This is a genomic window from Nocardia sp. NPDC051900 (assembly GCF_044452545.1).
GTDB classification, from domain to species: Bacteria; Actinomycetota; Actinomycetes; order Mycobacteriales; family Mycobacteriaceae; genus Nocardia; species Nocardia sichangensis.
The window spans coordinates 361,457-377,358 of record NZ_JBITBU010000005.1 but is presented as its reverse complement, the minus strand read 5'-3'; the positions used below and the strand labels follow the sequence as shown (position 1 = coordinate 377,358).

The 15,902-nt window shown below is 69.2% G+C and carries 15 protein-coding genes; 3 read left to right on the top strand and 12 right to left on the bottom strand.

Features of this window, described 5'->3' with window-relative positions:
* Window position 1: 1 nt before the first annotated feature.
* The 5 genes from ACIA5H_RS10900 to ACIA5H_RS10880 are packed head-to-tail and all read right to left on the bottom strand — an operon-like array spanning window position 2 to window position 7,671.
* The gene (locus tag ACIA5H_RS10900) at window positions 2–1,162 is read right to left on the bottom strand and encodes an acyl-CoA dehydrogenase family protein (RefSeq protein WP_364424606.1); all 1,161 of its coding nucleotides are present in this window, start codon (window positions 1,160–1,162) and stop codon (window positions 2–4) included.
* On the bottom strand, window positions 1,162–3,207 hold the full coding sequence (locus tag ACIA5H_RS10895) for an acetyl/propionyl/methylcrotonyl-CoA carboxylase subunit alpha (protein ID WP_397075443.1): 2,046 nt from the start codon (window positions 3,205–3,207) through the stop codon (window positions 1,162–1,164). Before ACIA5H_RS10895 ends, ACIA5H_RS10900 begins: the two co-directional genes overlap by 1 nt.
* Before the next feature lie 5 nt (window positions 3,208–3,212).
* A complete protein-coding gene (locus ACIA5H_RS10890; protein WP_355071600.1) occupies window positions 3,213–4,811 on the bottom strand; it encodes a carboxyl transferase domain-containing protein in 1,599 nt (532 codons plus the stop codon).
* Complete coding sequence (locus ACIA5H_RS10885) at window positions 4,808–5,959, bottom strand: acyl-CoA dehydrogenase family protein (RefSeq protein ID WP_379249118.1); 1,152 nt, start codon at window positions 5,957–5,959, stop codon at window positions 4,808–4,810. The genes ACIA5H_RS10890 and ACIA5H_RS10885 overlap by 4 nt, the downstream gene beginning before the upstream one ends.
* Window positions 5,956–7,671 carry an acyclic terpene utilization AtuA family protein gene (locus tag ACIA5H_RS10880; RefSeq protein WP_397075440.1) on the bottom strand — a complete coding sequence of 572 codons (1,716 nt, stop codon included), beginning with the start codon at window positions 7,669–7,671 and terminating at the stop codon, window positions 5,956–5,958. Before ACIA5H_RS10880 ends, ACIA5H_RS10885 begins: the two co-directional genes overlap by 4 nt.
* Before the next feature lie 181 nt (window positions 7,672–7,852).
* On the opposite strand from ACIA5H_RS10880, the gene ACIA5H_RS10875 reads away from it, so the two are divergent.
* A complete protein-coding gene (locus ACIA5H_RS10875; protein ID WP_356962800.1) occupies window positions 7,853–8,011 on the top strand; it encodes a hypothetical protein in 159 nt (52 codons plus the stop codon).
* Window positions 8,012–8,032: 21 nt separating this feature from the next.
* On the opposite strand, the gene ACIA5H_RS10870 is transcribed toward ACIA5H_RS10875, so the two are convergent.
* The 4 genes from ACIA5H_RS10870 to ACIA5H_RS10855 form a co-directional block, all read right to left on the bottom strand.
* Window positions 8,033–8,953, bottom strand: a complete 921-nt coding sequence (locus tag ACIA5H_RS10870) for an adenylate/guanylate cyclase domain-containing protein (protein WP_379249122.1) — start codon at window positions 8,951–8,953, stop codon at window positions 8,033–8,035.
* 354 nt (window positions 8,954–9,307) lie between these two features.
* Complete coding sequence (locus ACIA5H_RS10865) at window positions 9,308–10,069, bottom strand: ABC transporter permease (RefSeq protein WP_397075437.1); 762 nt, start codon at window positions 10,067–10,069, stop codon at window positions 9,308–9,310.
* Complete coding sequence (locus ACIA5H_RS10860; RefSeq protein ID WP_364424617.1) at window positions 10,069–11,013, bottom strand: ATP-binding cassette domain-containing protein; 945 nt, start codon at window positions 11,011–11,013, stop codon at window positions 10,069–10,071. The genes ACIA5H_RS10865 and ACIA5H_RS10860 overlap by 1 nt, the downstream gene beginning before the upstream one ends.
* Before the next feature lie 222 nt (window positions 11,014–11,235).
* Window positions 11,236–11,928, bottom strand: a complete 693-nt coding sequence (locus tag ACIA5H_RS10855) for a MerR family transcriptional regulator (RefSeq protein WP_379250082.1) — start codon at window positions 11,926–11,928, stop codon at window positions 11,236–11,238.
* An 84-nt stretch (window positions 11,929–12,012) separates the two neighbouring features.
* Here ACIA5H_RS10855 and ACIA5H_RS10850 point away from each other — a divergent pair, with 84 nt between their 5' ends.
* On the top strand, window positions 12,013–12,468 hold the full coding sequence (locus ACIA5H_RS10850) for a DUF6194 family protein (protein WP_364424621.1): 456 nt from the start codon (window positions 12,013–12,015) through the stop codon (window positions 12,466–12,468).
* Between the two features lie 138 nt (window positions 12,469–12,606).
* A complete protein-coding gene (locus ACIA5H_RS10845) occupies window positions 12,607–13,593 on the top strand; it encodes an aldo/keto reductase (RefSeq protein WP_379249126.1) in 987 nt (328 codons plus the stop codon).
* Window positions 13,594–13,790: 197 nt separating this feature from the next.
* Here the strand turns inward: ACIA5H_RS10845 and ACIA5H_RS10840 are convergent, their stop codons facing one another.
* From ACIA5H_RS10840 to thiO, 3 genes are read right to left on the bottom strand one after another with little or no spacing between them, the layout of a single operon-like run.
* The gene (locus ACIA5H_RS10840; RefSeq protein WP_397075434.1) at window positions 13,791–14,576 is read right to left on the bottom strand and encodes a thiazole synthase; all 786 of its coding nucleotides are present in this window, start codon (window positions 14,574–14,576) and stop codon (window positions 13,791–13,793) included.
* On the bottom strand, window positions 14,569–14,787 hold the full coding sequence (gene thiS, locus ACIA5H_RS10835) for a sulfur carrier protein ThiS (RefSeq protein ID WP_355071584.1): 219 nt from the start codon (window positions 14,785–14,787) through the stop codon (window positions 14,569–14,571). The genes ACIA5H_RS10840 and thiS overlap by 8 nt, the downstream gene beginning before the upstream one ends.
* Window positions 14,784–15,857, bottom strand: coding sequence for a glycine oxidase ThiO (thiO, locus tag ACIA5H_RS10830; protein ID WP_397075431.1), 1,074 nt, complete (start codon window positions 15,855–15,857; stop codon window positions 14,784–14,786). Before thiO ends, thiS begins: the two co-directional genes overlap by 4 nt.
* Window positions 15,858–15,902: the final 45 nt, after the last annotated feature.

Here is a 15,902-nt window from a genome sequence, read left to right as displayed (position 1 = left end):
CTCAGTACGACTTCGGCAGGCCCAGCGAGTACTGGGCGACGAAGTTCAAGACCATTTCCCGGCTCACCGGCGCGATGCGGCCGATGCGAGCGGCGGCGAGCATGGCGGCCAGTCCGACGTCCTTGGTCAGGCCGGAGCCGCCGTGGGTCTGGACGGCCTGGTCGAGCGCCTTGATGCTGGCTTCCGCCGCCGCGTATTTCGCCATGTTGGCGGCCTCGGCGGCGCCCATCTCGTCGCCCGCGTCGTAGAGGGTCGCGGCCTTCTGCATCATCAGCTTCGCCAGCTCCACTTCGACCTTCACCTGCGCCAGCGGATGCGAGATGCCCTGGTGCGCACCGATCGGCGTCTTCCACACCGTGCGCTCCTTGGCGTATTCCACCGCGCGTTCGATGGCGTAGCGACCCATGCCGACGGCCATCGCGGCGCCCATGATCCGCTCCGGGTTCAGGCCCGCGAACAACTGCATCAACGCCGCGTCCTCCTTGCCGACCAGCGCGGTGGACGGCAGCCGGACGTCGTCGAGGAACAGGTTGTACTGGTGATCGGGCTCGATGATGTCCATCTCCTGCGCCGTCTTGGTGAAGCCTTCGGCGTCGGTCGGCACGATGAACAGGGCGGGCTTGAGCTTGCCGGTCTTGTGGTCGGAGGTGCGGGCCACGATCAGCACGGCCTCGGCCTGGTCAACGCCGGAGATGAAGATCTTGCGGCCGTTGAGGATCCAGTCGTCACCGTCGCGGCGCGCGGTGGTGGTGATCTGGTGGGAGTTGGAGCCGGCGTCGGGCTCGGTGATGCCGAACACCATCTTTCCTGAGCCGTCGGCGAGCTTGGGCAGCCATTCCCGCTTCTGCTCGTCGGTGCCGTACTTGGTGATGATGGTGCCGCAGATGGCCGGGGACACCACCATCAGCAGCAGGCCCGCGCCCTGCGCGGACAGCTCCTCCATCACCAGCGACAGCTCGTACATGCCCGCGCCGCCGCCACCGTATTCCTCCGGCAGGTTCACGCCCAGGAACCCGAGTTTGCCCGCCTCCTGCCACAATTCGTCCAGCGGCTCGCTCTTGCGCGCCTTCGGCAGCACGTAGTCGCGGTAGTTGTACTTCGTGGCCAGCGCGGCGACGGCGGCCCGCAGCGCCTTCTGCTCGTCGGTTTCGATGAAGGTCATCAGTTCTCCTGGGTTTCTACGGGTTCGACGACCGCGAGCACGGCGCCGACGTCGACCTGCTGGCCGACGGTGACGTTGACGGCGCTGAGCACGCCCGCGGCGGGCGCGGCGATGGTGTGCTCCATCTTCATCGCCTCCAGCCACAGGATCGGCTGGCCCTGTTCGACGTGGTTGCCGACCTCCGCGCCGAGCCGGATCACGCTGCCCGGCATGGGCGCGAGCAGAGAACCGGTGGCCACCTGGTCGGCCGGATCGCTGAAACGCGGCAGCCTGCGCAGAGCCACCGGGCCGAGCGGCGAGTCGACGTAGACCTGGTCGCCGTAGCGGGCGATCTCGAACTGCCTGCGCACCGGGCCGCGCTCACCCGGAACCGACAGCACGACGCGATCGGGAGCCGACTCGACGAGAGCGAGACCGTCGTGACCGTCCACGGTGACGGCGGTCCGGCCGAACCGGTAACCCACCTCGTGCGTTCCGGTAGCGCGGCTTTCGTAGGACTTGCGCTGTGACTGCGAGGGGAGATTGCGCCACCCGCTGGGCAGCCCGCCGCCCACCCGCGCGCTGCCCCGGTTGGCGGCGGCGTCGGCGAGCGCGGCGGCCACGATGGACAGCGCCTCGTCGGACTCCGACGCCAGCGGCGCGGCCAGGGCGGCCAGCCCATGCGTGGTGAAGAACGCGGTGTCGGTGTCACCCGCCAGGAACGCCGGATGACGCAGCACGCGCACCAGCAGGTCGCGGTTGGTGACCAGGCCGTGGATCTTCGCGCGGTGCAGCGCCGAAGCCAGCAATCGTGCTGCCTCGCCGCGCGTTTCGGCGTAGGAGATGACCTTGGCCAACATCGGGTCGTAGTGCACGCCGACCACCGAGCCGTCCACCACGCCTGTGTCGAGCCGCACGCCCGGGCGGTCCAGCAGGTCGAACTCGGTGAGCACCGACGGGATATCGATCCGGTGCACGGTGCCGCTCTGCGGCTGCCAGTCGTGTGCCGGATCTTCGGCGTAGAGCCGGACCTCGATCGAATGCCCGTGCATGGCGGGCGGTTCCGCGGGCAACACGGAGCCCGCGGCGACGTCCAGTTGCAGGCGCACCAGATCCAGCCCGGTGGTGCACTCGGTGACCGGATGCTCCACTTGCAGGCGGGTGTTCATCTCCAGGAAGAAGAACTCGCCTTGCTCGTCGGCGAGGAACTCGACGGTGCCCGCGCCGGTGTAGCCGATCGCGCCCGCCGCCAGCCGCGCCGCCTCGAACAGCCGCGCCCGCATGCCCTCGGTACGCTCCACCAGCGGTGACGGAGCCTCCTCGATCACCTTCTGGTGGCGGCGCTGGATCGAGCACTCACGCTCGCCGACCGCCCAGATCGTGCCGTGCGTGTCGGCCATCACCTGGACTTCGATGTGCCTGCCGGTCTCGAGGTAGCGCTCGCAGAAGACCGTCGGATCGCCGAAGGCGGATTCCGCCTCGCGCCGGGCGGCCTCGATCTGCGAAGTCAGCTCGGCCAGCCCGCGGACCACGCGCATGCCGCGTCCGCCGCCACCGGCGGACGCCTTGATCAGCACCGGCAGGTGCGCCTCGGTGACCTCGGCCGGGTCCAGTTCGGCGAGCACCGGCACGCCCGCGGCGTCCATCATCTTCTTCGCGGCGACCTTCGAGCCCATCTGCTCGATCGCCTCGACAGGCGGCCCGATCCAGACCAGCCCGGCGTCCAGCACGGCCTTGGCGAATTCGGCGTTCTCGGAGAGGAATCCGTATCCAGGATGGATGGCATCGGCGCCAGCGGCTACCGCGGCCTCGATGATCAGCTCACCGCGCAGATAGGTCTCCGCGGGCGTGTTGCCGGGCAGGCGCACCGCGGCGTCCGCCTCGGTGACATGCGGCGCGGCGGCATCCGCGTCGGAGTACACCGCGACGGTGCCGAGACCCATCCTGCGGCAGGTCGCGAAGACCCGGCGGGCGATTTCGCCACGGTTGGCGACAAGGACATTCGTGAGCCCGCCCGTCACCCGGCCGCCGCCCCTCATCGAATCGCTCTGCGATGCAGTCATCATCGGCCTCACATTCGGAAGACGCCGAAGCCGTCGGCGCCTTTGATCGGGGCGTTGTGAATGGCCGACAGGGACATTCCCAACACGGTGCGGGTGTCGCGCGGGTCGATGACGCCGTCGTCGTAGAGCCGCCCGGACATGAACATCGCCAGCGATTCGGCCTCGATCTGCGCCTCCACCATGGCGCGCATCCCGGCGTCGGCCTCCTCGTCGAACGGCAGGCCCTTCGCCTCGGCGGCGGCACGGCCGACGATCGAGATGACGCCCGCCAGCTGCGCACCGCCCATGACGGCGGATTTCGCACTGGGCCAGGCGAAGACGAAGCGCGGGTCATAGGCCCGGCCGCACATGCCGTAGTGGCCCGCGCCGTAGGACGCGCCCATCAGCACCGAGATGTGCGGCACCTTCGAATTGGAGACGGCGTTGATCATCATCGCGCCGTGCTTGATGATGCCCTTCTGCTCGTACTCCTTGCCGACCATGTAGCCGGTGGTGTTGTGCAGGAACAGCAGCGGGGTGTTCGACTTGTTGGCCAGCTGGATGAACTGCGTGGCCTTCTGCGATTCCTCGGAGAACAGCACACCGCGCGCGTTGGCCAGGATGCCGACCGGGTAACCGTGCAGCTCGGCCCATCCGGTGACCAGGCTGCTGCCGTAGAGCGGCTTGAACTCGTCGAAATCCGAGCCGTCCACGATGCGGGCGATCACCTCGCGCGGATCGAACGGGATCTTCAGATCCGACGGCACGATGCCGAGCAGATCCTCCGGGTCGTAGAGCGGTTCGATCACCTCGGCGCGCGGGGCGGGCCCCTGCTTGCGCCAGTTCAGCCGCTTGACGATGGAGCGGCCGATGCGGATCGCGTCCTGCTCGTCCACGGCGTAGTAATCCGCCAGGCCGGAGATCCGCGCGTGCATGTCCGCTCCGCCGAGGGATTCGTCGTCGGATTCCTCACCGGTGGCCATCTTGACCAGCGGCGGACCGCCGAGGAACACCTTGGAGCGCTCCTTGATCATCACCACGTGATCGGACATGCCGGGTATGTACGCGCCGCCCGCGGTGGAGTTGCCGAACACCAGCGCGATGGTCGGGATGCCCGCCGCCGACGCCTGGGTGAGGTCGCGGAACATCCGGCCGCCGGGGACGAAAACCTCCTTCTGTGTGGGCAGATCCGCGCCGCCGGATTCCACCAGCGAGATCACCGGCAGCCGGTTCTCCCGCACGATGTCGTTGATCCGCAACGTCTTGCGCAGCGTCCACGGGTTCGAGGTGCCGCCGCGCACGGTCGGATCGGGCGCGACGATCATGCACTCGACGCCCTCCACGATGCCGATGCCCGCGATGGTGCTGCCGCCGACGTGGAATTCGCTGCCCCAGCCCGCCAGCGGGCACAACTCGAGGAACGGCGAGTCCTCGTCGACGAGCAGTTCGATGCGCTCGCGCGCGGTCAGCTTGCCGCGCTTGCGATGCCGCGCCAGCTTGTCCGGCCCACCGCCCGCGATGGCCTTGGCGAACTCCGCGTCGACCTCGGCGAGCTTGGCCGTCATCGCCTCCGCGGCCGCCTCGTACTCGGGCGCGGCGGTGTCCAAGGTGCTGCGCAGAATGGTCATGACTGGTACCCCAATCGCTTCGCCGCCAGTCCGGTCAGTATTTCGGTAGTGCCGCCGCCGATGCCGAGGATGCGCATATCCCGGTACTGGCGCTCGATCTCGGATTCGCGCATGTAACCGAGGCCGCCGAACAACTGGACGGCCTGGTTGGCCACCCACTCGCCCGCTTCCACCGCGGTGTTCTTCGCGAAACACACCTCGGCGATCAGGTCGGTCTCGCCTTCGGCGCTGCGCTGCACCACATCCCGGGTGTAGACGCGGGCCACATCGATCCGACGCGCCATCTCGGTGACCGTGTTCTGCACCGCCTGCCTGCTGATCAGCGGGCGGCCGAAGGTCTCGCGATTGCGCACCCACTCCAGCGTCAGTTCCAGGCAACGCTGCGCGCTGGAATACGCCTGCACCGCCAGCCCGACGCGCTCGCTGACGAACGCGCCCGCGATCTGGTAGAAGCCGGAGTTCTCCGGGCCGACCAGGTTCTCCACCGGCACCCGGACGTCGACGTAGGACAGTTCGGCGGTGTCGGAGGCCAGCCAGCCCATCTTGTCCAGCTTGCGGCTGACCGTGAAGCCCGGCGTGTCCTTGTCGACGATGAGCAGCGAGATGCCGCCGGAGCCAGGCCCGCCGGTGCGCACCGCGGTGACCACGAAGTCGGCGCGGACGCCGGAGGTGATGTAGGTCTTGGCGCCGTTGACGATGTAGTGGTCGCCGTCGCGGCGCGCGGTGGTGGTGAGGTGCCCGACGTCGGAGCCGCCGCCGGGCTCGGTGATCGCGAGCGATCCGATCCTCTCGCCCGCCAGCGTCGGCTTCACCCAGCGCTCGATCTGGTCGGCGTTGCCCGAGGCGATGATGTGCGGCACGGAGATGCCGCAGGTGAACAGGGAGGCGAACAACCCGCCGGACGCACCGGCCTGGTGCATCTCCTCGCAGACGATCATCGCGTCAACGCCGTCGCCGCCGGAGCCACCCGCGGATTCCGGGAACTGCACGCCGAGCAGGCCGAGCGCGCCCGCCTTCTTGTGCAGTTCGCGCGGGATCTCACCGGCGCGCTCCCAGCCGTCCAGGTACGGCAGGATCTCGCGTTCCACGAATCCGCGCACCGTGGATCGCAATTCGCGTCGTTCCGGCGTTTCCCAGAGTTTCGTCATGTCAGCAGCTCCACTGGAATGTCGAGGTGACGAGACCGCAGCCATTCGCCGAGTCCCTTGGCCTGCGGGTCGAAGCGGGCCTGATAGGCCACGCCCTGGCCGAGCAGGCCTTCGATGATGAAGTTCAGCGCCCGCAGATTGGGCAGGACATGCCGGGTGACGGTCAGCGAAGCCGCTTCCGGGAGTAGTTCTTTGATGCGCTCCACGGTGAGCGTGTGCACCAGCCAGCGCCATTGCTCGTCGGTGCGCACCCACACACCGATATTCGCGTCACCGCCTTTGTCACCGCTGCGTGCCAGCGCGACGGTTCCCAGCGGCACGCGGCGCGTTTCCCCGGCGGGCAGCGGTTCCGGAGCGGGCGGCTCGTCGACGGCGGCGAGTTCGGCCGTCTCCGTCGCCGGGGCGATCTCGACGCGGGCGCCGTCGGGCAGCACCGCCGTGTGCGGCACTTCGGCGGCGTCGACGAACCCGGGCGTGAACACGCCGTAAGGGGAACCGTTGCCCGGCAAGGTGGTGAAGCTGCACCCCGGATAGCTGGCCAGCGCCAGCTCCACCGCGACGTTGGAGAACGCGCGCCCGACCTTGTTCGGGTCCGGGTCGCGCACCACGCAGCGCAGTAGTGCGCTGGCCTGCTCCTCGGTGTCGGCGTCCGGGCGGTCCAGGCGGGCCAAGGTCCAGGTCAGCTCGGACGGTCGGCTCGGCAGCCAGGACTCCAGTTGCCGTTGCGCCAGTTCCGCTTTCGCTTCGATGTCCAGACCGGTGAGCACGAATTCCATCTCGTTGCGGAAGCCGCCGATGGTGTTCAGCGAGACCTTGAGCCGGGGCGGCGGGGCCTCACCGGTGACGCCGCTGATCCGCACCCGGTCCGGGCCGTCCTGGTCGAGCCGGATGGTGTCCAGGCGGGAGGTGACGTCGGGCCCGGCATAGCGCGCTCCCTGGATCTCGTACATGAGCTGGGCCTCGACCGTGTCGACGGTGACCGCGCCGCCGGTGCCCGCGTGTTTGGTGATGACGCTGCCGCCGTCGGCGCGGATCTCCGCGATCGGGAAACCCGGCCTGCCCAGATCGGCGAGCTCGGTGAAGAAGGCGTAGTTGCCGCCGGTGGCCTGGGTGCCGCACTCGATGACGTGCCCGGCCACAACCGCGCCGGCCAGGCGGTCGTAATCCGTTCGGCTCCAGCCGAAGTGCGCGGCGGCGGGGCCGACGATCACCGAAGCGTCGGTGACCCGGCCGGTGACCACGATGTCCGCGCCCGCGTTCAGGCATTCGACGATGCCCCACGCGCCGAGGTAGGCGTTGGCGGTCAGCGGCGCGCCGAAGCCGAGATCACCGGCGCGCGCGAGGAGATCGTCACCCTCGACGTGCGCGATCTTGGCGTCCAATCCGAGGTCGGCGGCAACCTTGCGCAGACGCTGCGCCAGACCGGCCGGGTTCAGGCCGCCCGCGTTCGCCACGATGCGCACGTTGCGTTCGAGCGCCAGCCCGAGGCAGTCCTCGATCTGCTTGACGAAGGTCTTGGCGTAGCCGAGGTCCGGGTCCTTCATCCGGTCCCGGCCGAGAATCAGCATGGTGAGTTCGGCGAGATAGTCGCCGGTGAGGACGTCGAGCTGTCCCCCTTCCAGCATCTCGCGCATGGCGCCGAGCCGGTCGCCGTAGAAGCCGGAACAGTTGCCGATCCGGAGCACGTCCGGGTCGGCGGCCAGCATACTCATCAGCGGGAATGCCTCCTGTACGGCGAACCGTCAGGATGAGCCGCATGCCGCACCCGTGAAGTCCGCGTTCCGCGACCAGCATCACACCGGGGTCAGAAAAAAGCAAGCATGCGTGCTTGTTAATTGCCGCCCCGCCGCCCCGGCCACCGGGAGACCGAGTGGGCTGGAGCAAGATGGCACCGTGTCCAGCGACGTCACCGTGATCGTTCTGTTCGCCCTGGCGGGCTTCCTGCTCGGCGGCGTTTACACCACCTGGAGGACGGCCCGGCCGCTGTCCATCGCGCTCGCCGTCTGCGCCGCCCTCGCGGCGGGCGGCGCGCTGGCCTGGTGGCTCGGATAGATCGAGCGGAGAGGCAGCCGCTCAGCCCCTCGACAACCGGAAGATTCGCAGGTCGTCGGGGACACCGTTGAGTGGCGCCGCGAAGAAGCTGCGGCGATACGGCTTGGCCGCCAAGCCCAGCTCCGCCAGCGTCTCCGGCCGCAGCCCCAGGAGCGTGGCCTCCGACAGCATGGTGTTGCCGTTGCCGCCCGCCTCCATGACCCGGGCCGCGATGGTGACGTCCACCCCGAGCCAGTCGCCCCCGATCTCACGCGGGGAACCGGTGTGCAACCCGATCCGCATCTGCGGGGTATAGCCGCGCACCTGCACGTCGGCCAGGTTGCGCTTGGCGGTCACGGCGGCGCGCACCGCCCGGTCGGCCGAAGGGAACACCGCCATGACCCCGTCGCCCATGCGCTTGACCACGTGGCCGCCCCGCTCGGCGATCGGCGGCTCGATGGCCTTGGCCACCTTGCGCAGCAGTTCCAGGGTGGCCTCGTCACCGGCCGACAGCGACCAGCGCGAGAAGGCCACCAGATCGGTGAACATAACAGTTACTTCTTGGCTACCTTTGCCGCGTCCCATCCGCTCCAGGGCGGCCTGCCAGACCTGCAAGGCGCCGAAGCCGATCTCCCGAGCGGCGCTCGGTGCGTCGCCGACCAGTTTGTCCGCCGCGCGCGCGACCGCTCGCGCACCGCCGGGCCCGGAAACCGACAGCGGGTCGCCGAAAGCGGGATCACCCGGCAGCTGCTGCCGTGCCCTGCGCAGCACGCCGATCAGGTCCGCCCGCTGATTCGCCGCGTTCACCAGCGCGGATATCTGGCCACGCCGTAACCCGCCGGAACGGCGGGGAGCATCGTCCGAATCGGACGGCTCCAACGGAATGACCACCTCGGGCGGTACCCCTCCCTCGGCCTCCGGCCCCGACCCCGGCTCGGCGCCGCCGGAAGGTGTTTCATGCACGCCCCGAGGGTATCTCAGCCGATCCGACGTCGGCAGGTTACCGATCATCACCATGTGCCACCTCCGCTGCGAACCTCAGCGAGCACACCGTCGGGCCCGGCATTGGATAACGAGCTGGTTGCTGCACCGAGGCTACTCGGGCGAGAAGGGGTCTCGGAACCGGCAAGGGGCATAGTTTCCTCGATGTTCACACGCACGATCGGCCCGGCGCGAGGGTTCGCACCGGGCCGATCAGGGCACCGTCCGCCGGGCAGTGACGGGCGGTGGGGGGAGCGCCGGACCTCCCGACAAGGTCGGCGCACCGTCAACCCGAGTGGCGAGGGAAGGCGACTCGGGTCGTCAAGGGAGCTCGTCTCAAGCGTCGCGCTGGTTCACCACGACCAGCGACGCGCCGAAGACGATCGCGACGAAGACGGTGAAGTAGAGCAGGCTGCCCCATGGTCCCCAGTGCCAGTTGGCCGTGGACGGGGAGGCGCTCATGAAATGGTTCGCGTTCGCGAACGGCAGGAACGGGGTGACATTGCGCCCGAAGCTGCCGAACGCACCGAGCAGCCCCTCGATGAGCAGCGGCCACAGCACGATCAGCGAGATCGCGGCGGCGGACTGCCGCACCAGCACGCCGACGCCGACCGCGAGGACGACGCACAGGAACGCGTAGATCGGGATGGAGTAGACCTCGCGCCAGTCGGCCGCGCTGGACAGTGTGAGCGCCGCGCCCGCGTCCGGCCCGCTGATCGCTTTCGCCACCACGTAGGCGACGAAGGCCAAGGCGATGGTCAGCAGCGCGCCGTACACGCTGACCAGCCCGGCCTTGGTCAGGATGACCTTGGCCCGGTGCGGCGTCGCCTGGAACGTGGTCCGGATGATGCCGAAGCGATATTCGCTGGTCACGGTCAGGGTGGCCATGATCATCAGGACCATCACGCCGAAACCGCTGATCCCGGCCACCGCGGTGGAGACCGTCAGGTCGATCGCGCCTTCCTTGCCGTAGGACGCGCGCGCCACCGAGGCGAGCAAGGCGGCCATGCCCAGCGCGAGGGCGATGACGATCGCCGAGCACCACCAGGGCGACCTGGTCGAGGTGAGCTTGATTCGTTCCGCTGCCAGCACGCCCATCAGAGCGCACCTCCCATCACCTGATCGAAGCCTTCGCCGTGGTACTCCACCGCGCCGCCGGTCATCCGCATGAACGCCTCTTCCAGCGACGCGCGCTGCGGGGCCAACTCGAACAGCGTGATGCTGTTCTCGCCCGCGAGCTTGCCCACCGCGTCACTGGAGACGCCCGCCACCATGAGCGCGGGGCCGTCGGCACTCGCGCCGTCCTCCCTGACGGTCATGCCGTTGGAGGTGAGCACGCTGCGCAGCTGGTCGAGCTGCGGGCTGCGCACCCGGACCGTCTGCTCCGAGGCGCGTTCGATGAACTCCTGGGTGGTGGAATCCGAGATCAGCTTGCCGCGCCCGATCACAACCAGGTGCTCGGCGGTCTGCGCCATCTCCGACAGCAGATGGCTGGAGACCAGCACCGTACGGCCCTCGGCGGCCAGCCGCTGCATGAAGCGGCGGATCCACAGGATGCCCTCCGGATCGAGGCCGTTCACCGGTTCGTCGAACAGCAGCACCTCCGGGTCGCCCAGCAGCGCGCCGGCCAGGCCGAGCCGCTGCGACATGCCGAGCGAGAAGCCGCCCGCCGACTTGCCCGCCACCTCGGACAGGCCGACCAGCCGCAGCACCTCCTCCACCCGGGACTTGGCGATGTCGTTGGAGGCGGCCATCCACTCCAGATGAGCCCGCGCCGACCGGTTCGGATGCACCCACTTGGCGTCCAGCAGCGCCCCGACGGTGCGCAGCGGATGGTCCAGCTCGTGGTACGGCCTGCCTTTGATCAAGGCGGTGCCCGCGGTGGGCTTGTCCAGGCCGAGGATCATGCGCATGGTGGTCGATTTGCCCGCGCCGTTCGGTCCGAGGAACCCCGTTACCTGCCCGGGGCGAACGGTGAAGGTCAGATCCTGCACCGCTACGGTCTGCCCGTAGTGCTTGGTGAGGCCTTTCAGCTCGATCATGCCGCCCAGCATTCCGCAAATCGCGGGCGCGCGCGTCGGTAATTAGTGCCGAGTTGGATCATCCTCGAGGATGAGGACGGGAAACAGGATCCCTTAAGGGTCGAGGCCGAAGTCTCAACGGCCGAGTAGTTCGGCGACGCGCAGCAGCGGAGCGATGTAACCGGGGATCGCACTCGGATCGCGCAGCGCCGCCGATGTTCGGAGCGGCAGGATCACAGGCGTTTACACCGCGAGGGCGAACACGGCGGCGAGCGCGGCGGCCGCGTCGAGCAGGGCGCGAGATCGAGCCGCGATGCTCGCGTCCCGAGCCGCCAGCGCCGCCTCGACGTCATCGGATCGGTGGCCGCGCGGCAGGTCGGACATCAAGGTCTTCAGCGTGTCGACGCGGTATCCCGCTCTGCGGAGCTGATGGACGATCCGGGCATCCCGGACCTGGGTGGGAGAGTACTGCCGCGTGCGCTGCGTGGTCGCGCGATCCGGGACGACGAGTCCCTCCGCGTCCCAATGCCGCAGTGTCGACGGGCGCACGCCCAGCGCGGCAGCGAGTTCGGCGACGCTCATCGCATCCGAAGGGCGCGCGTCGGCGATCGGCTCGGCGGAGATCACCTCCGCCGCCCGCTTGGCGAGTGCCAGATCGGTGCGTTCCCGGTCCAGCCGGGCATGTGCCGCGTCGAGCAGAGCCAGTACCTGAGGTACCGGTCCCTCGTGGACGGCGCGAACGATGCGCTTGGCCTCGACGGGGCCGACGCCCGCCGCCAGCGCTCGATAGGCGAGTGCGGAACGCACATGCACCTCGCCGTACCTGCGGTAGCCGGTCGCAGTGCGTATCGCCGTCGGCAGCACACCGTCGCGTTCGAGGTTGCGGATCTGCTGCACGGAGTACCCGACCCGCAGCGCCACATCTGCCGTGCGCATCGTGGAGTTGCGACTTGTCACGCCATTTGCCATGCGTCTCCTGCTCAAAGTCTCCACAAGCACCTTAATGAAACGCTGGAATACGTGACCATCGACGAGATCATCGGCTTCGTCTCCACCCTCGACGGAGTCCTCACCCTCAGCCCCGGCCCCGGCGACGGCTCACCGGAGATCAGCTGGGGCGATACCTTCTTCTACTACTCACCGGACGGGGTGATACCGAAGGCGACCCAGCCCTTCGCGACGATCGTGACGAAGAACTATCCCGGCGACGAAAGTTCGGACTTGGACCGCCCAGATGCGTTCCGCGTCAACATCGCCGCCGGGAAAGAAGCCTTCACCCACTGGACCGGCCACACTCCCCGCGAACGTTCCACCCCCGACAATCCGAGCGCAACCGATACGGTGATCCCCCACCCGGTCTACGCATCCGCCGCCTGGCTGGCAGTCATCAACCCCGGCCCCCGAACCACCGCGCCCACCCGCACCCTCCTCCGCACCGCCTACGACCTCGCCCGCTCCCGCCACGAGCGCCGTTGAGGCGCCGCGAGTGGCACATGGTTGCGGCGAAGTGCGAGAAGACCTTCGACCATGTGCCACTCGCGGGAATGGTTGACATGGAGCGCGCTCCAGCACCTAGCGTCGGGGCCGACGAATTCGAGTGCAGGAGGTAGCAGCATGAACGACATTTCGAGTCGGCGGCTCGGTGGGCTGACGGTTTCCGCGCAGGGCCTGGGGTGCATGGGTATGAGTCACGGCTACGGCGCCGCGGACGACGAGCAGTCGATCGCGACGCTGCACCATGCCCTCGACCTGGGGGTCACTTTGTTGGACACCGCCGACTTCTACGGCGCGGGGCACAACGAGGAGCTGATCGGGCGGGCCGTCGCAGGGCGGCGAGACGAGGTGGTGCTCGCCACGAAATTCGGCTTCGCCAACCGTTTGGGCGAGCCCACGCACATCCGTGGCGACGCGGCCTACGTGCGACAGGCATGCGAGGCATCGCTGCGCAGGCTGGGCGTCGACCACATCGACCTCTACTACCTGCACCGGGTGGACCCGCAGGTGCCGATCGAGGAGACCGTCGGCGCGATGGCCGAACTGGTACAGGCCGGGAAGGTCCGGCACCTCGGGCTGTCGGAGGCGGGCGCGGACACCATTCGCCGCGCACACGCGGTGCACCCGATCGCCGCGTTGCAGAGCGAGTGGTCATTGTGGACGCGTGATCTGGAGGCGGAGATTCTCCCGGTCTGCCGTGAACTCGGCATCGGCCTGGTCCCCTTCTCGCCGCTCGGGCGCGGATTCCTGACCGGACGGTACAACTCGGTGGAAGGCCTGGCGGACAACGACGTGCGGCGCAGCCAGCCTCGCTTCGCCGACGGCAACCTCGAACGGAACCTGGCGATCGTCGCCGAGCTGAACGAGCTGGCCGCGGCGAAAGGTGTCACCGCGGGCCAGCTCGCGTTGGCCTGGGTGCAGCACCGGGGCGAGGACGTGGTGCCGATTCCCGGCACCAGGCGGCAACGGTACCTGGAGGAGAACCTCGCAGCGCTGACCATCGAGCTGTCCGCCGACGACCTCGCCGCCATCGAGGCCGCAGCCCCGCCGGAGCAAGTGGCTGGCGACCGTTACGACGCGACGAACCTCACCTTCGTCAACGGCTGAGGCCCGAACCCAGCGCGCCCGGACTCGCACACCGAGTGATGGCAGGCACCTGCTACGACGTGGCGAGACCCGATTCCGTCAACGGCTGGGTCCGGGGGCGACTGGCCCGCCATCAGTCGCCGACGGAGTGAGGGCCGAGCACGCGATTCCGAAAGCCGTCATCGACATCCCGAGCCTCTGGACTCGAGCCCGACGCCTCACAGCACCGGGGACGATGCCTGAGCCCAGAACCGTTTGGGGATGCGCCCGGCCAGGCGCGCGGTGTATCCGGCGCGCACCGCGTCCGCCATGGCCGCGGCCATCAGTTCCGGGCGCTTCGCCCTGGTGACGGCGGTGGCCAGCAATACCGCGGAGCAGCCGAGTTCCATGGCGAGAGCGGCGTCGCTCGCGGTGCCGATGCCCGCGTCCAGGATGACCGGCACCTTCGCGTCGGCGACGATCATCTCGATGTTGTGCGGGTTGCCGATGCCGAGGCCGGTGCCGATGGGCGCGCCCAGCGGCATCACCGCCACGCAACCCGTCTCCTCCAGACGGCGAGCCAGGACCGGGTCGTCGTTGGTGTAGGGCAACACGACGAAGCCGTCGTCAACGAGTTGTTCCGCGGCGGTGAGCAGTTCGACGGGGTCCGGCAGCAGGGTGCGCTCGTCGGCGACCACCTCGAGCTTCACCCAGTTGGTGTCAAGCGCCTCACGCGCCAGCTGCGCGGTGAGCACCGCCTCGGCCGCGGTGCGACAGCCCGCCGTGTTCGGCAGCGGCGCGATGTCCAGACGTTTCAGCAGGTCGAGCACACCAGTGCCGCCCGCGGCGTCGATGCGCCGCATGGCCACGGTGGTCAACTCGGTGCCGGAGGCGATCAGCGCTTCCTCCAGCACGGCGAGGTTCTCCGCGCCGCCGGTGCCCATGATCAGGCGGGAACCGAACTCCCGGTCCGCGATCCGCAGCGGGGCGTCGGCCCGCGCGGATTCCGTCGCAGCCTCAGCCACCTTGAACCGCCGTCAGCACCTCGATCTGCCAGCCGCGCCCGACCGGTTCGTCCCAGCGCGACTTGGGGAACACGGCTCCGTCCACCGCGAGCGCGACACCCCGGCACGGCAGTCCGAGGCGCTCCAACAACTCGCGCACGGTGAGCGGCTCGGCGAACTCGTGCTCGTCGCCGTTCACCGTGACACCGATGGGGACGGATGACAGCGTCATCGAATTCCTCCTACAGTCGTCGAAAAGCGTTGCGGGTCGGCTACTTCCGCTTCGGGCAGCATTGCCCCGCCGAGCAGGCTCGCCACCGCGTCCACCGTGAGCGGCAGGGTCAGCATGCCGTTGCGGCCGTGCCCGGTGGCCGCGACGATCCGGTCGGTGAGCCGGCCGATCAGCGGCAGGTTGTCCGGGCTGCCCGGCCGGGAACCGGCGCTCGCTTCGGCGAGTTCGTATTCGCCGATGCCGGGGAACACCGCCTCCGCGTCGGCGATCAGGTCGCGGACGCCGGCGACGGTGACCGCGGTGTCGAAACCCGCCTCGTACTGCGTGGCGCCGACGACGATTCCGTCGGCGCGCGGCACCAGGTAGACCGCGCGCCCGTGCACTCTGGCTCGGATCACCCGGCGCGGCGCCGGCGCGACGCCGGGCCGTTGCCGCAGGCGCAGGATCTCGCCCTTGACCGGGCGAACCGGCAGCTCCGGCCACAATGCCGCCGACGCGGCTCCCGCGGCGAGCACGACTTGCTCGTGCGGAAGTTCCGTCAGCGAGTCTACGGACTCGGCGCGTACCACGACGCCGGCCGCCTCGGCGGCTTGCCGCAGCGCGGCGACCAGCTTGCGGTTGTCGATCGCGGGTTCGGCGGGTGCGAGCAGCGCGGCGCGCACCGTCCTGGCCAGGCCGGGTTCTCGCTCACGCACTCCGGCGCGGTCCAGCAGGCGCAGATCGTGCCCGCGTCCGCCGACCCAATCGGCCACCGTGCGCAGGTCGGCCGCGTCGGCCGCGTCCAGCGCGACGGTCATGGTCTCGTCCGCCACGAAAACCGAGACGCCGGTCGCGTCCGCCAGCCGGGCGGCGAATTCCGGCCAGCGGGCCAGCGACGCTGCGCCGAATTCGAGCACCCGATCCTCGCCGGGCCAGCCTTCCGACAGCGGTGCGAGCATGCCCCCGGCCACCCAGGAGGCCCCGGTGGCGACAGCCGGATCGAACAGGGTGGCCGACCAACCGGCCTCGGCGGCCCGCCAGGCCACGGCGAGCCCGACGGCGCCGCCACCGACGACGGCCAGAGTCCGCATCCGATCCACCTGCCTCCTGTTTCGCATCCCACGGTAGCGCGGCTA

What these genes read in the sequence shown, in the direction of transcription:
- ACIA5H_RS10895 (WP_397075443.1), bottom strand. Translation starts at nt 3,207, where the DNA reads ATGATGACTGCATCGCAGAGCGATTCGATGAGGGGCGGCGGCCGGGTG.
- ACIA5H_RS10865 (WP_397075437.1), bottom strand. Translation starts at nt 10,069, where the DNA reads ATGGGCGTGCTGGCAGCGGAACGAATCAAGCTCACCTCGACCAGGTCG.
- thiO (WP_397075431.1), bottom strand. Translation starts at nt 15,857, where the DNA reads ATGCGGACTCTGGCCGTCGTCGGTGGCGGCGCCGTCGGGCTCGCCGTG.
- thiS (WP_355071584.1), bottom strand. Translation starts at nt 14,787, where the DNA reads ATGACGCTGTCATCCGTCCCCATCGGTGTCACGGTGAACGGCGACGAG.
- ACIA5H_RS10855 (WP_379250082.1), bottom strand. Translation starts at nt 11,928, where the DNA reads ATGCGCACGGCAGATGTGGCGCTGCGGGTCGGGTACTCCGTGCAGCAG.
- ACIA5H_RS10845 (WP_379249126.1), top strand. Translation starts at nt 12,607, where the DNA reads ATGAACGACATTTCGAGTCGGCGGCTCGGTGGGCTGACGGTTTCCGCG.
- ACIA5H_RS10900 (WP_364424606.1), bottom strand. Translation starts at nt 1,162, where the DNA reads ATGACCTTCATCGAAACCGACGAGCAGAAGGCGCTGCGGGCCGCCGTC.
- ACIA5H_RS10890 (WP_355071600.1), bottom strand. Translation starts at nt 4,811, where the DNA reads ATGACCATTCTGCGCAGCACCTTGGACACCGCCGCGCCCGAGTACGAG.
- ACIA5H_RS10880 (WP_397075440.1), bottom strand. Translation starts at nt 7,671, where the DNA reads ATGAGTATGCTGGCCGCCGACCCGGACGTGCTCCGGATCGGCAACTGT.
- ACIA5H_RS10860 (WP_364424617.1), bottom strand. Translation starts at nt 11,013, where the DNA reads ATGATCGAGCTGAAAGGCCTCACCAAGCACTACGGGCAGACCGTAGCG.
- ACIA5H_RS10885 (WP_379249118.1), bottom strand. Translation starts at nt 5,959, where the DNA reads ATGACGAAACTCTGGGAAACGCCGGAACGACGCGAATTGCGATCCACG.